The 13,516-nt window shown below is 72.3% G+C and carries 12 protein-coding genes, 2 tRNA genes and 1 pseudogene; 10 read left to right on the plus strand and 5 right to left on the minus strand.

What is annotated here, in order from left to right; translation table 11 throughout:
- Positions 1-256: 256 nt before the first annotated feature.
- Positions 257-2,108: pseudogene (locus IO24_RS40935) on the plus strand (DEAD/DEAH box helicase).
- 215 nt (positions 2,109-2,323) lie between these two features.
- Positions 2,324-2,396: transfer RNA gene (locus tag IO24_RS0121790), tRNA-Lys, on the plus strand.
- Between the two features lie 60 nt (positions 2,397-2,456).
- Here IO24_RS0121790 and IO24_RS0121795 read toward each other — a convergent pair.
- Together IO24_RS0121795 and IO24_RS0121800 are read right to left on the minus strand one after the other, a co-directional pair.
- Complete coding sequence (locus IO24_RS0121795) at positions 2,457-3,305, minus strand: RNA polymerase sigma factor SigF (RefSeq protein WP_045296853.1); 849 nt, start codon at positions 3,303-3,305, stop codon at positions 2,457-2,459.
- A gap of 289 nt (positions 3,306-3,594) precedes the next feature.
- Positions 3,595-4,038 (minus strand): MarR family transcriptional regulator, encoded by a 444-nt coding sequence (locus IO24_RS0121800; RefSeq protein WP_031137836.1) that lies wholly within the window; start codon positions 4,036-4,038, stop codon positions 3,595-3,597.
- A gap of 187 nt (positions 4,039-4,225) precedes the next feature.
- Between IO24_RS0121800 and IO24_RS0121805 the strand changes: the two genes are divergently transcribed.
- From IO24_RS0121805 to IO24_RS0121825, 5 genes are all read left to right on the plus strand, one after another.
- Positions 4,226-5,398, plus strand: a complete 1,173-nt coding sequence (locus IO24_RS0121805; RefSeq protein WP_078899450.1) for a PP2C family protein-serine/threonine phosphatase — start codon at positions 4,226-4,228, stop codon at positions 5,396-5,398.
- A gap of 146 nt (positions 5,399-5,544) precedes the next feature.
- On the plus strand, positions 5,545-6,456 hold the full coding sequence (locus IO24_RS0121810; protein ID WP_037668116.1) for an STAS domain-containing protein: 912 nt from the start codon (positions 5,545-5,547) through the stop codon (positions 6,454-6,456).
- Complete coding sequence (locus IO24_RS0121815; protein ID WP_078899451.1) at positions 6,453-6,866, plus strand: STAS domain-containing protein; 414 nt, start codon at positions 6,453-6,455, stop codon at positions 6,864-6,866. The genes IO24_RS0121810 and IO24_RS0121815 overlap by 4 nt, the downstream gene beginning before the upstream one ends.
- A complete protein-coding gene (locus IO24_RS0121820) occupies positions 6,866-7,312 on the plus strand; it encodes an anti-sigma regulatory factor (RefSeq protein ID WP_031137840.1) in 447 nt (148 codons plus the stop codon). The genes IO24_RS0121815 and IO24_RS0121820 overlap by 1 nt, the downstream gene beginning before the upstream one ends.
- Positions 7,312-8,382 (plus strand): ATP-binding SpoIIE family protein phosphatase, encoded by a 1,071-nt coding sequence (locus tag IO24_RS0121825; RefSeq protein ID WP_037668117.1) that lies wholly within the window; start codon positions 7,312-7,314, stop codon positions 8,380-8,382. Before IO24_RS0121820 ends, IO24_RS0121825 begins: the two co-directional genes overlap by 1 nt.
- A 468-nt stretch (positions 8,383-8,850) precedes the next feature.
- Here the strand turns inward: IO24_RS0121825 and IO24_RS0121830 are convergent, their stop codons facing one another.
- From IO24_RS0121830 to IO24_RS0121840, 3 genes are all read right to left on the minus strand, one after another.
- Positions 8,851-9,354 (minus strand): MarR family winged helix-turn-helix transcriptional regulator, encoded by a 504-nt coding sequence (locus IO24_RS0121830; RefSeq protein WP_031137842.1) that lies wholly within the window; start codon positions 9,352-9,354, stop codon positions 8,851-8,853.
- A 118-nt stretch (positions 9,355-9,472) separates the two neighbouring features.
- Positions 9,473-10,114, minus strand: a complete 642-nt coding sequence (locus IO24_RS0121835; RefSeq protein WP_031137843.1) for a GTP cyclohydrolase II — start codon at positions 10,112-10,114, stop codon at positions 9,473-9,475.
- A 134-nt stretch (positions 10,115-10,248) separates the two neighbouring features.
- Positions 10,249-10,764, minus strand: a complete 516-nt coding sequence (locus tag IO24_RS0121840) for a MarR family winged helix-turn-helix transcriptional regulator (RefSeq protein ID WP_031137844.1) — start codon at positions 10,762-10,764, stop codon at positions 10,249-10,251.
- 98 nt (positions 10,765-10,862) lie between these two features.
- On the opposite strand from IO24_RS0121840, the gene IO24_RS0121845 reads away from it, so the two are divergent.
- The 3 genes from IO24_RS0121845 (at position 10,863) to IO24_RS0121855 (ending at position 13,448) form a co-directional block, all read left to right on the plus strand.
- A complete protein-coding gene (locus IO24_RS0121845; protein ID WP_031137845.1) occupies positions 10,863-11,993 on the plus strand; it encodes a dihydrofolate reductase family protein in 1,131 nt (376 codons plus the stop codon).
- A gap of 205 nt (positions 11,994-12,198) precedes the next feature.
- Positions 12,199-13,320, plus strand: a complete 1,122-nt coding sequence (locus IO24_RS0121850) for an alginate lyase family protein (protein ID WP_420823238.1) — start codon at positions 12,199-12,201, stop codon at positions 13,318-13,320.
- A gap of 54 nt (positions 13,321-13,374) precedes the next feature.
- Positions 13,375-13,448, plus strand: a tRNA-Met gene (locus tag IO24_RS0121855).
- Positions 13,449-13,516 lie beyond the last annotated feature (68 nt).

The following is a 13,516-nucleotide window of genomic DNA, read 5'->3' on the forward strand; positions in this document are numbered from 1 at the left end:
CCTTGGGAGGCTGTCCGGTCGTCGGGCAGTGGCCCGCTGTCTTCTGCACAGTCCGGTTTGCCTTGTGGGGCCCGGAGTGCGTATGGTGGCAGATCGTTTGAACCCATTCTTGCCCGGCGCCACTGCAGAGCGCGCCGTGTGGCGCGTACTCTCCCTTGCCGTGGTGGACCGCATTGAGGCGGTCGTATTGCGAATCGCGAATCACGGAGTTGACGGGCGCGTGCCGACTTGAGACTCCGGAAGGTTTCGCATTCGCATGTCCATCGCCAGTACTGATCACGTCGTCGTGCCCGAGAACGAGCAGGCCGAGGACTCCCCCGAGGTCACGTTCGCGAGCCTCGGTCTCCCCGAAGGCGTTGTGCGCAAGCTCGCGCAGAACGGCGTGACCACCCCCTTCCCGATCCAGGCCGCGACCATCCCGGACGCCCTGGCCGGCAAGGACATCCTCGGCCGTGGCCGCACCGGCTCCGGCAAGACCCTGTCGTTCGGTCTGCCGACCCTGGCCACGCTGGCCGGCGGCCGGACCGAGAAGCACAAGCCGCGGGCGGTCATCCTGACGCCGACGCGTGAGCTCGCCATGCAGGTCGCCGACGCCCTGCAGCCCTACGGCGACGTCCTCGGCCTGAAGATGAAGGTCGTCTGCGGCGGTACGTCGATGGGCAACCAGATCTACGCCCTGGAGCGTGGCGTCGACGTTCTCGTCGCCACCCCGGGCCGGCTGCGCGACATCATCAACCGCGGCGCCTGCTCGCTGGAGAACGTGCAGATCGCCGTTCTCGACGAGGCCGACCAGATGTCGGACCTGGGCTTCCTGCCCGAGGTGACCGAGCTGCTGGACCAGGTTCCGGCGGGCGGTCAGCGGATGCTGTTCTCGGCCACGATGGAGAACGAGATCTCCACGCTGGTCAAGCGTTACCTGACCGACCCGGTGACGCACGAGGTCGACAGCGCCCAGGGCAACGTCACGACCATGTCGCACCACATCCTCATCGTGAAGCCCAAGGACAAGGCGCCGGTCACTGCCGCGATCGCCTCCCGCAAGGGCCGCACGATCATCTTCGTCCGCACCCAGCTGGGCGCCGACCGTATCGCCGAGCAGCTGTGCGACTCGGGTGTGAAGGCCGACGCGCTGCACGGCGGTATGACGCAGGGTGCGCGTACCCGGGTGCTCGAGGACTTCAAGAAGGGCTACGTCAACGCGCTCGTCGCGACCGACGTCGCCGCTCGCGGTATCCACGTCGACGGTATCGACCTGGTGCTGAACGTGGATCCGGCCGGTGACCACAAGGACTACCTGCACCGGGCGGGCCGCACCGCGCGTGCCGGCCGCACGGGCACGGTCGTGTCCCTGTCGCTGCCGCACCAGCGGCGTCAGATCTTCCGGCTGATGGAGGACGCGGGCGTCGACGCCGGGCGTCACATCATCCAGAGTGCCGGTGCTTTCGACCCGGAGGTCGCGGAGATCACCGGTGCCCGGTCGATGACCGAGGTCCAGGCCGAGTCCGTGGGCAATGCCGCGCAGCAGGCCGAGCGTGAGGTCGCCGAGCTCACCAGGGAGCTGGAGCGGGCGCAGCGGCGTGCGAACGAGCTGCGCGAGGAGGCCGACCGTCTGGTCGCCCGGGTCGCCCGCGAGCAGGGTGAGGACCCCGAGGCCGCGGTGGCCGAGGCGCAGGCAGCGGTGGTGGCCGCGGCGGCCGAGGTGTCCGTGCCCGAGCAGCCGGCGGCGCAGGACGTCGACCGGGCGGACCGTGACGACCGTGGCGGGCGTTCGTACGAGCGTCGTGACGACAGTCGTGGTGGCGGTTTCCGCCGTGACGACCGTCGTGATGACAACCGTGGTGGCGGTCGTTCGTTCGAGCGTCGTGACGACCGTGGTGGTCGTGGTTTCGAGCGTCGTGACGACAGTCGTGGGCCGTTCCTTCGAGCGCCGGGACGAGCGCGGTGGGCACCGGGGCAGTGACCGTCCCTTCAACCGCGACCGTCAGGGCGACCGTCCCGGCTTCCGCGCCGCCGGTCACGACCGCCCCTCCGGCCGTCGTGACGACCACCGTGGCGGTGGTTCGTTCCAGCGCCGCGAGGACAAGCCGCGCTGGAAGCGCAACGGCTGACATCAGCGCATGAGGAGCGCCGTGGTTCCGTCCCGACGGGCGGGCCACGGCGCTCTGTCGTTCCGGCGGGCTGTGCGAGGGGCCGTCGGATCCGCCCGAACCGGTCGATCGGGGGTCCTGATCGGCCCTGTTCGTCCGTTCGGCAGGGCCGGGACCCCGATACCCGATCGGAGACGCGGCGTCGTCCGGCTATGCTCGTGGGGGCAACATCGCTTGGGCCCTTAGCTCAATTGGCAGAGCAGTGGACTTTTAATCCATTGGTTGTGGGTTCGAGTCCCACAGGGCCTACAAGGAAGCCCCGGTCCGGATCGTCTCCGGGCCGGGGCTCTCGCCGTTGTGGGGGGCGGGTCAGCCGGTGGCGAGCATGCCCGACCGCAGTCGTGCCACCGTGCGCGAGATCAGCCGGGAGACGTGCATCTGCGAGATGCCGAGCCGGGCGCCGATCTCCGCCTGGGTCAGTTCCTCCACGAAGCGCAGGTGGAGGATGAGGCGCTGGCGGTCGTCGAGTTCGGCGACGAGGGGGGCCAGGGCGTGGAAGTCCTCGACGAGTTCGAGGGCCGGGTCCTCCTCGCCGATGAACTCCGACAGGGTCGTGTCGCTCTCGTCCGGGTCGCCGGTGACCGTGGCGTCGAGGGAGGAGGACAGGTAGCCGTTGGCCGCGATCTGCGCCTCGACGACTTCCTCTTCCGACAGGTTCATCAGGGCCGCCAGTTCGGCCACCTTCGGCGCGCGGCCGAGGCGGGAGGACAGTTCCTCGGTGGCCTTGGCGAGTTCGGTGCGGGCCTCCTGGAGGCGGCGGGGCACATGCACGGCCCAGGACGTGTCACGGAAGAACCGCTTGATCTCGCCGATGATGTACGGCACCGCGAAGCTGGTGAACTGGACCTCGCGGGAGACCTCGAACCGGTCGATGGCCTTGATCAGCCCGATGACGCCGACCTGGACGATGTCCTCCATCGACTGGCCGCTGGTGCGGAACCGGCGGGCCGCGAAGCGCACCAGCGACATGTTCATCTCGATGAGCGTGTTGCGGGCGTACTGGTATTCGGGGGTGCCCTCCTCCAGTACCGCGAGCCGGTCGAGGAACTGTCCGGTCAGCCCGCGTGCGTCCTGCGGGGCGAGCTTCTGGGGCTCGGCGATCTGCGGCAGCTCCTCACCGGTGTAGGTGGCGGAATCCGTCGTCGTGCCGATGCGCATGGTCGCCGTCACGGGGCCCTCCCTCTCAGTCCGGCCCGCTCCCATCCCCCGACAGGCCACCTCCAGCGCCGCTACCCGCCCTCGCCCGGGTCATGCTCCGCATATGCCCCGGCGAGACGTTGACCACAGTCGGCGCAGGTCGAGGCGGTGGCGGGGTACCCGGACCTGTGCTGCGACGGTACGGGCAGGGAGGGCGGGCGGTGGGGTGCGCGAGAGGAAGCCGTGGGGGTCATGGAGCGGACAGTTGTCGTTTGACAACTATAGGTGCAGGACAACAACCTAGGGCAGTTCAGGCAGTCCGGGTACCGGACGAGCGGGAGTCTTCGGAGTCGTCGTGTATCTGGGCCGCCGCCGCGTCGCAGAACGCCTCCAGCCCCTGCAGCAGCGCCACCCGCTTCGCCGCGGGCATCTGGTCGAGCACCGCGCGCAGCGCCTGCTCCCGGCGTACGCGCAGGTCGGCCAGGAAGGCGCGGCCCCGGCCGCTGAGGTGCAGGCGGACTTCGCGCCGGTCGGCCGGACTCACCTCACGCTCGACGAACCCGGCCGCATGCAGCCGGTCGCACAGCCGGCTGGTCGACGGCGGTGTGGAGGCGAGGGAGTCGGCGAGCGTACGCAGGTTGATGCCCTCGTGGTGTTCGAGGATGAGCAGCACCCGCAGCTGGGACGCGGAGGCCGGCGCGGTCGAGGCCCGGCCCCAGAGGACTTCCAGCAACTCCGCGGCCGTGGAGGTCACACGGGCGACCTCTGCTGGCTCAGGGCGGGGTCGGAGGGAAGTCACAGTCACACTCTCGCAGGCACCGGGATGGCCGCCAGCGTACTAGGCGTGAGGTGAGCCGTCCGGGACCGCTTCCCGGCCCGTAGACGAGACCCGTTTGACGAGGACGCGTCGGCGTCCCACCGAGGAGGATGAACAGACCACCGTGACCACGATCACGAACAGATTCGTGGCCGCCGAGCGCGCCCTGCGCACGGCGGCGCCCCATCAACTGCTGGACGCGGTCCGTGGTGTACTGACCGATCAGTACGCGGCGGACTCCGTCGAGCTTTTCCTGGCCGACTACGGACTGACGGTGCTTCAGCCGGTGTCCGTGCTGCCGCACACCCTTCAACCGGTATCCGTGCCCAACAGCCCGGCGGGCCGTGCCTTCGGTGCGCAGGAACCGTATGTGGAAGTCCTTTCGGGTGATCTCGTACGGGTGCATCTGCCCGTCACCGTGCGCGGCGACCGCCTCGGCGTGCTGACCGTGACCCTGCCGGGCGCGGAGCACGCCGACGGCTGCCTGGGTGAGCTGGCCGAGATCGCCGAGGTGCTCGGGCACGAGGTCGTCGTGGCCGAGCGCGACACCGACCTGTATCTCCAGGCCCGCCGCCGGGACCGGCTCACGCTGGCCGCCGAGATGCAGTGGCAGCTGCTGCCGGGCCGCTCCTGCACCCGCCCGGAGTACGAACTGGGCGCGCAGCTGGAACCGGCGTACGGGATCTTCGGCGACAACTTCGACTGGTCCGCCACGGCCGACCGGCTCAGCCTCTACGTCACCAACGGCATGGGCGAGGGCATAGAGGCCTCCCTGCTGACGAACCTGGCGATCAACGCCCTGCGCAACGCGCGCCGGGCGGGGCTGTCCATCGACGACCAGGCGGCCCTGGCCGACCAGGCGGTGTACGCCCACCACCGGGGCCGCTGTTACCTCTCCGTGCTGATGCTCGACTTCGACCTGGCCACCGGCCGGGTGCGCGCGGTGGATGCCGGGTCGCCGCAGATGCTGCGGCTGCGCCGGGGCGTGGTGGAGCGGGTGCCCTTCGACGCGCAGCTGCCGCTCGGCATGTTCGAGGAGACCGACTACGTGGTCCAGGAGCTCCGGGTCGAGCCGGGCGACCGGCTGATCTTCGTCAGCGACGGGGTCTACGACGTCGCCTCCCCGGGCGGCGAGGCCTACGGGGACGCCGCGCTGGCCCGGGCGATCCAGTCGACCCGGCTGCTGCCGGCCGCCGAGGTGCCCCGGGCCCTTCTGCGCGAACTGACGGGCCACCGCGGCCGGTCCGCCCCGGACGACGACGCCCTCGTGGTGTGCCTGGACTGGCGTGGGCGGTAAGCGACGGGGAAGGCGCAGGTCGGGGGTGCCGGTCGTCGGCTGTTTGGTGGTGTCGTACACCGGCACTAATGTTTGTCATATGGCAATTAACGGGCTGAGGCGCCGTCGTGCGACCTCGGTCCGGCCCGTGCAAGGGAGCGATGCAAGTGTCGGTGTCGGAAGAGAACACGGAACAGGAGCCGGCCGCATACCAGGTGAGCGCCTTTCTGGAACGGCGCCGGGAGCAGATCGCCCAACGCTGGGCGGACGCCGCGCTGTTCCGCACGGTCTTCACCGTGTCACGCGACGAGGCGGTGGAGGCGGGCAGGGCCGTGACCGCGGCACTGGCGGCGGTGGCGGCCTCGGGGCGGCTGGACGACATCCGGGCATCCGGATTCGAAGCCGTGCGCGACCAGTTGGGGCGGATGGCGGCTTCCCGCGCCCGTACGGGCATCGATCCGGACGGGGTCGCCGACGAGGTGGCCGCGCTGCGCGAGCCGGTGACCGAGCTGCTGCGCGCCGAGTTCCCGGAGCCGTACGCCCCCGAGGCCCAGGAGGCCGTGGTGGCGCTGACCGTGCTCATGGGCACGCTGCGCCTGGTCGTGTTGGAGACGACGGTCAGCGCGGGCGAGGAGCTGATCGCCCGGCAGCGCGAGCAGCTGCACGAGGTGGCCACCCCGGTGATCAAGCTGTGGGAGAGCACCGTCGCCGTCCCGCTGATCGGCACCCTGGACAGCGCGCGCAGCCAGGTCGTCATGGAGAGTCTGCTGAACGCGATCGTCGCCGAGCGCGCCCGCTACGCCATCCTCGACATCACCGGCGTGCCCACGGTCGACTCGCTGGTCGCCCAGCACCTGATGAAGACCGTGGCGGCGGCCCGGCTGATGGGCGCCGAATGCATCGTCTCCGGCATCCGGCCCGCGATCGCGCAGACCATCGTCCACCTGGGCATCGACCTCGGCACGGTGCTCACCCGCTCGAGCCTGGAGGACGCGCTCGCCTACGCGCTCAGCCGGCAGGGTGTCGAGATCGCGCCGCTGAGGGCGGTCGGCGCGGCGGCGGACGCGGGCACGCGGTGACCGGGTCGGCGGGACACGGCCCCCTGGGCGGACACGGCTTCACCGTGCCGGTCCTCCAGCTGGGCGACGTCCTGCTGGTCACCCTCCAGGGGGAGTTGCACGACGAGATGGCCGAGCAGCTCCAGCAGGACATCACGGCCCGGATCTCGCACACCCGGGTGACCGGGGTCGTGATCGACATCTCCGGCGTGGAGATCGTCGACTCCTTCCTGGGCCGGGTCCTCGCCGAGATCGCCGCCGGAGCCAAGCTGCTGGCGGCCCGTACGGTGCTGGCCGGGATGCGCCCGGCGGTGGCGATCACCCTGGTCGAGCTGGGGCTCACCCTGCCCGGCATGCGTACGGCCCTGGATGTCGAACGTGCGATGGAGATGCTCGGCGTGACCACGCGCCGGGGCGAGGGGAGTCCATGATGCAGGCTTCCCGCCGCCATGCCGGTCCGGCCAGCCTGCCGATCGGCTCGGACGCCGATCTGGCCTGGGTACGGCAGCAGGTCCGGCAGACCGCCGCCGAGCTCGGCTTCGGGCTCGTGCAGCAGACCAAGCTCGTCACCGCGGCGAGCGAGCTGGCCCGCAACACCCTCGTCCACGGCGGGGGCGGCCATGTGAATCTCACCCCGCTGGACGCCGGGCAGTCGCACGGGCTGCGGCTGGCCTTCGTCGACACCGGGCCCGGCATCCGCGACCTGGACCTGGCGCTGACCGACGGCTACACCAGCGGCGGCGGGCTCGGGCTCGGCCTGAGCGGGGCCAAGCGGCTGGTGCAGGAGTTCGATGTGGACAGCCGGCCCGGTGAGGGGACCACCGTCACCGTCACCGCCTGGGCCACCGTCGTACCGCCCTCCCGGACGGTGCCGTGATGAGCAGGGTCTGGGACGTGCCGGTGGACGACTCGACCCGGGTGCGGGACGTACGCGTGGCGGCCGAGGAGGCCAGCGCCTGCGCCGGCCTGCCCCCGAACCGCACTGCGACCGCCGCGCTCGTGGCGACGGAGCTGGCGACCAACCTGCTGCGGCACGCGGACGACGGGCGCGTGCTGATCAACCTCGTCGAGCGGGCGCACGACGACGGCCGTCGGGCCGCCGTGCAGCTCGTCTCGGTCGACCACGGCCCCGGCATCCCGGACGTCGCGGCGGCGATGCGCGACGGCTACACCACGACCGTCGCCGCCTCGCTCGGCGCCGGACTCGGCACGTGCCGGCGCATAGCGAACGACTTCGACCTGCACAGCGCGCCCGGCCGGGGCACCGTCGTGATGGCCCGCATCGGCCACGAGCCCGCCGTCCGCAACCAGGGGCCGCCCCCGCCGGGCCCGCGTGCCGGGGGCGTCAACGTCCCCCTCGGCCGGGCCGAGCACTCCGGGGACGCCTGGGGCCGGGTGCGCGGCGGGGACCGGCTGACCCTGCTGCTCGCCGACGGGCTCGGTCATGGTGTCAAGGCCGCCGAGGCCTCCACCGCGGCGGTGGAGGAGCTGCGCGGTATGGGGGAGCTGCCGCCCGCCGACCTCCTGCGGCGGCTGGGCCCGGCCCTGCGCCCCACCCGGGGCGCGGCCGTCGCCGTGGCCCAACTCGATCTGCGAGAGGCGCAGTTGAGCTTCGCCGGGATCGGCAACGTGGGCGCCCGGCTGCGGACCGGGGGCACTTGGAAGGCGCTGCTGTCCCACCCCGGCATCGTGGGCGCGCAGGCCCCGGCGTCCGTGCCCGTGCAGCGGATGCCCTGGCATGCGGACAGCCTGCTGGTGCTGCACAGCGACGGCCTGCCCAGCCGCTGGACGCCGCCCGACGACGGCGTACTGCCCGGCTGCGACCCGGCGGTGGCGGCCGCGGTGGTGCTCCGGGACGCGGGGAGCGCGGCCCGGCCGGTACGGGACGACACATGCGTGGCGGTCCTGACCGCCGGCGGCGTGAGCCGCCACGGCTCGGGGGTCTGAGGGGCGTCGGGGGGCCGGGAGACCGGTGGACCGGCGGGGATCCGGGGCCCGGGGTCCGAGGTCCGGGGTCCGAAATCCGGGTGCAGCGGCGGGGCGCCACGGGCGGCGTGAGCGGCGGGCGATCCGGCCGGCCGCCCGGCAGACCGGGCTCCAGGTGCCCACAGGGGCACTCGGCGACCGGTTCCAGCGGCGGGTCGGGCAGTGCGTGCGGCCGGACACCGCGGGGAGTCGCGGCCCGGGCGGCGGGCTTGCCGCGGGAACTCACGCGAGGCGCAGGCGGGTTGACCTGCGCGGAGCAACCGTCCGTGCGGCCGGGCCGGGCCGAGAAGTCACCGTCCGTGTGGCCGGGCCGGGACGAGAAGTCACCGCCCCTCCAGGTCCGGGCCGCCGGAACTCACGTCCGGGCGGCCGGAACTCACGTCCGGGCGGCCGGAACTCACCGCCCGTGCGGGCCCGCGCTGCCGGAGCTCACAGCCCTTCCGCCTCATCGGCGCCCGGCGTCGTGTCCTGGGCTGCCAGGAAGCCCAGCAACCCCCTGCTCAGCGCCTCGCGTTCCGCCGGTTCCATCGCCGCCAGTGCCGTGGCCAGGGCCTGGGCGCGGCGGCCGGCGACATCGCGCAGGACGCGCTGTCCGTGTGTCGTGAGCCACAGTTGCACCTCGCGGCGGGTGTCGGGGTGCGGGGCCCGTTCCAGCAGGCCGGCCGCCGCCAGGCGGTCGCAGAGGCGGCTGGCCGTGGGAGGGCCGATGTCCAGTCCGTCCGCCAGCGCCGTCAAATTCAGGCCGGGCGCCCCCTGCACGGTGCGCAGCGCCCGCAACTGGTGCGGGGACAGGCGCAGGGACGCCTCCTGCGCGGCGACCGACCACAGCGTCGTCAGAGTCTCCACGGCATCGGCGATCTGTGATGCGAGGGCCTCCGGGCCATCGCCCGGTCCCCTCGCCCGGTGGTCGCCGGGGCCGCCGAGATCGGTCACGAAACGGTCACTTCCATAAAGCTCCGGGTACTGATGAGGTCGCCCTCTTTCAATGGCTGTACCCGATGAACCGGGGGGCAAGCAGCCCGGTTCAGTGCCCGGCCCGACCGGGGGCGGCTCAGCCCGCGCTGAGTTCCGTCAACGCGGCTAGCGGCAGCGTGTGCTGGGTCTGGAGGACCTTCGCCCGCAGGTAGCGGACGTTGTGGGCGGTGGTGAAGACGCCCGTGGGAACGCGGTCGCGGACGCCGACGCCCAGGGACCGCAACTGGCCCGCCTTGTCAGGGTTGTTGGAGAGCAGGTCCAGCTCGCCGATGCCCAGGGCCCGGAGCATCTGGGCCGCCGCCGTGTAGTCGCGGGCGTCCTCCGGCAGTCCCAGGGCCGCGTTCGCCTCGTACGTGTCGAGCCCCTCGTCCTGGAGGGCGTACGCGTCGAGCTTGTTGTAGAGGCCGATCCCGCGGCCCTCCTGGCGGAGGTAGAGGAGCACGCCGCCGCGCTCGGCGATGCGCTCGACCGCCTCGCGCAGCTGCGGGCCGCAGTCGCAGCGGGCGGAGCCGAACACGTCCCCGGTCAGGCACTCGGAGTGCAGCCGCACCAGCGGGACCGGGCCGGGCTTGCCGAGGACCACGGCCACGTGCTCCCGGCCGTCGGCCAGCCCGTGGAAGGTGACGAGCTCGGCGTCGGCCTCGTAGCCGTCGTGGAAGCGCAGCGGGACCCGGACGCGGGAGCGCGGGGTGGCGATGACGTCGGGGGTGTCGGGCATGCGGGGCCTCCGGGTTCCGTTTCCTGCTCGGCTGCACAGCCGTACTGCTTCAGATTTGAAGCAGATCCACGTTCGGGAACCCTACTCTTGCTTTAAATTTGAAGCAATGAGAATCCGGCTCTGTGTGGCGCGCGTCACGAACAGGCCGGTGAAGACCTCCGCCGCCACGGCACGTCGTCCGCCGCCGGCCGCGTCCCGTCCTCCTGGAGTCCCTGCGCGATCGCCGCGGAGATCTCCTCCAGCTGCCCCACCTGCTCCTCGCTGAGCCGGTCGAACAGGAAACTCCGCACGGTCTCGACATGCCCGGGCGCCGCCCGCTCCAGCACGGCGAACCCCTCGTCGGTCAGCGCGGCGATGCTGCCCCGCTTGTCGTACCGGCAGGCCTCGCGCCGCAGCATGCCGTCCTTCTCCAGCCGCGTGACCGCGTACGTCAGCCGACTGCGCGTGATCTTCAGTCGCTCGGCGAGGTCGGTCATGCGCAGCCGCCGCTGCGGTGACTCCGACAGGACGGACAAGATGGAGTAGTACAGGTGCGGCATGCCGGCGTCCTGCTGGAGCTGCCGGTCGATCGCGTCCTCCAGGAGCAGCGAGGCGGCGATGTAGGCGCGCCAGGCGCGCTGCTCATCGGGGGTGAGCCAGCGAGTCGTCATGCCACCAGTGTAGGTTTGTTTCAAACTTGAACCAAGACCCGTCCAGTCCCGCCGTGGACCCCTCCAGTCCCGCCGTCCCGACCAGCCGCGGAGCGTCGATGCCTCACCCGTACGTCCTGCTGTCCGCCGCCGTCTCCCTCGACGGCTACCTGGACGACACCGGACCCGACCGGCTGCTCCTGTCGAGCCCGGCCGACTTCGACCGGGTCGACGAGGTCCGGGCCCGCGTCGACGCGATCCTGATCGGCGCCGGCACCATCCGCGCCGACAACCCCCGGCTCCTGGTGAACTCGGAGAAGCGACGGGCCGCCCGCACGGCCGCCGGGAAACCCGAGTACCCCCTCAAGGTCACTGTCAGCGGCTCCGGCGACCTCGACCCGGACGCCCGCTTCTGGCACACCGGCGGCGACAAAGTCCTCTACACGACCGACCGGGGTGCCGACCGTGCCCGTGCCCTCGGCCTCGCCACCGACGTCGTCCCGCTCGGCCCCGACCTCGACTGGCGGCGGCTCCTCACGCACCTGCACGACGTCCGGGGCGTACGGCGGCTCATGGTCGAGGGCGGCGGCCTGATCCACACCCAGCTCCTCACCCAGGGCCTGGCCGACGAACTCCAGCTGGTCCTCGCCCCGCTCTTCGTGGGCGACCCCCGGGCACCCCGCCTCTTCGGCCCCGGCGGCTACCAGGGCGGCCGCCTGCGGCTGCTGGAGTCACGGCAGATCGAGGACGTGGTCCTCATGCGCTACGAACCGACCGCCCCGGGCACCGGCCCCCTGCCCACCGCCGCCGACCACCACTGGCTGACTCTCGCCTGCGAACTGGCCGAGCGCTGCCCGCCGTCGGACACGGCGTTCAGCGTGGGCGCGGTCGTGGTCGCCGCCGACGGCACGGAACTGGCCCGCGGCCACTCCCGCGAGGCCGGCGACCCGGTCGTGCACGCCGAGGAGGCGGCCCTCGCCAAACTCGACCCGGCCGACCCGCGCCTGCCCGGCGCGACGGTGTACAGCAGCCTGGAGCCCTGCGCCCGCCGCGCCTCCCGCCCCGCCCCCTGCGCCCGGCTGATCCTCGACGCGGGCGTACGACGGGTCGTCACGGCCTGGCGCGAGCCGGACACCTTCGTGACGGACGCCGACGGCAGCGGCCTTCTCGCAGCCCAGGGAGTGGAGGTCGTCGTCCTCCCGGAGCACGAGGAGCGGGCCCAGGCCCCGAACCGCCACCTGCCGGGCTGAGTGCGGGCCGATCGGCCCAACAGATCCTGCGTCCGCACCACCGCCCGGGCCACGCTGCCTCCAGGGCCAGGACGAGAGCACGGAGGCGGCGGCCATGAGGTCAGCGGGGAGACGACGGACGGCGGCACTGCTCCTCGTGCCTCTGGTCACCGCGCTCGCCCTGCTCGTCCCCTCCTTCGATGCCGACGGTCCGGACGCCCGCACCATGGGCCCGGCCCTGTCCTCCGACGCCGCGTTCACCCATCCCGGCGTCCTCGTCGACCGGGACCAGCTGGACGCCCTGCGCGAGCACGTCACCGCCGGGCGGCAGCCCTGGCTGAAGGCGTACCTCGCGATGCGGGACAGCGTGTACGGCTCCTACCGGTACCGGGCCGAGCCGCACGAGACCGTCGTCTGCCCGGCCGGTGACCTTCGGGGCCGGGGCTGCGCCGAGGAGCGTGCGGACGCCCTGGCCGCCTACACCCAGGCCCTGCTCTTCACCGTCACCGGCGAGCGGCGGCACGCGGAGAAGGCCCGGCAGATCATGGACGCCTGGTCGGCAACGCTGCGCCGGCACACCGGGGAGAAGGCCGCGTTGCAGGCCGGCTGGACCGGGTCGGTCTGGGCCCGGGCCGCCGAGATCGTGCGGCACACGCCCGGCGCGGGCTGGCCGGCCGCGCGGGTGCGGGGCTTCGAGGACATGCTGCGCACCGTCCACCTTCCCCAAGTCACCTCGTCCGACCCGGACTTCACCGGCACCTGGGACCTCGTGGCGACCGACGCGGTCATCTCCGTCGCCGTGTTCCTCGAGGACCGCCGGGCCTTCGACCACGCCCTGGAACGCTTCCGGGAGCGGGTGCCCGCCTACTTCTACCTGGAGGAGGACGGCCCCGTGCCGCTCACCGTGCCCGGCTCCGGCGTGGACGGCCCGCAGCGCATGGCGTCGTACTGGTTCGGGCAGACCACCTACCGCGACGGCGTCTCCCAGGAGACCTGTCGCAGCTTCCGGCACGTCGGCGCCTCGCTCGCCGCCACCGCCCACATCGCCGAGACGGCCTGGCACCAGGGCGTCGACCTCTACGGCGGGAGCGAGGACCGGCTGGCGGCCGCGCTCGCCCTGCACGCCCGCCACGAGCTGGGCGAACGCGCACCCGAGTGGCTGTGCGGCGGGCGCGTCGAACGGAACCTCGGACCCCATCTGGAGGTCGCCCTCCACCACCTGGAGGAACGGCGCGGCCGGCCCGTCCCGGCCGCGCACGAGCTGGCCGCACGGGCCCGGCCCGCCGGCACCGACGACCTGTTCACCGCCTGGGAGACCCTGACCCACGCGGGCGCCCCGGCGGGCTGAGCGGAGGGTGTGCACGAGGTGCCCCGCGGATGGCGTACACTGGAGTCACAACGACGCGGGGTGGAGCAGCTCGGTAGCTCGCTGGGCTCATAACCCAGAGGTCGCAGGTTCAAATCCTGTCCCCGCTACTGAAGGCCGAGGGCCGGAGAACCACCCCGTTCCGCACCGCAACTGACGCACCGTCAAAACTCGTCAG

The sequence above is a fragment of the Streptomyces flavovariabilis genome, assembly GCF_000725785.1.
Taxonomy (GTDB): domain Bacteria; phylum Actinomycetota; class Actinomycetes; order Streptomycetales; family Streptomycetaceae; genus Streptomyces; species Streptomyces hawaiiensis.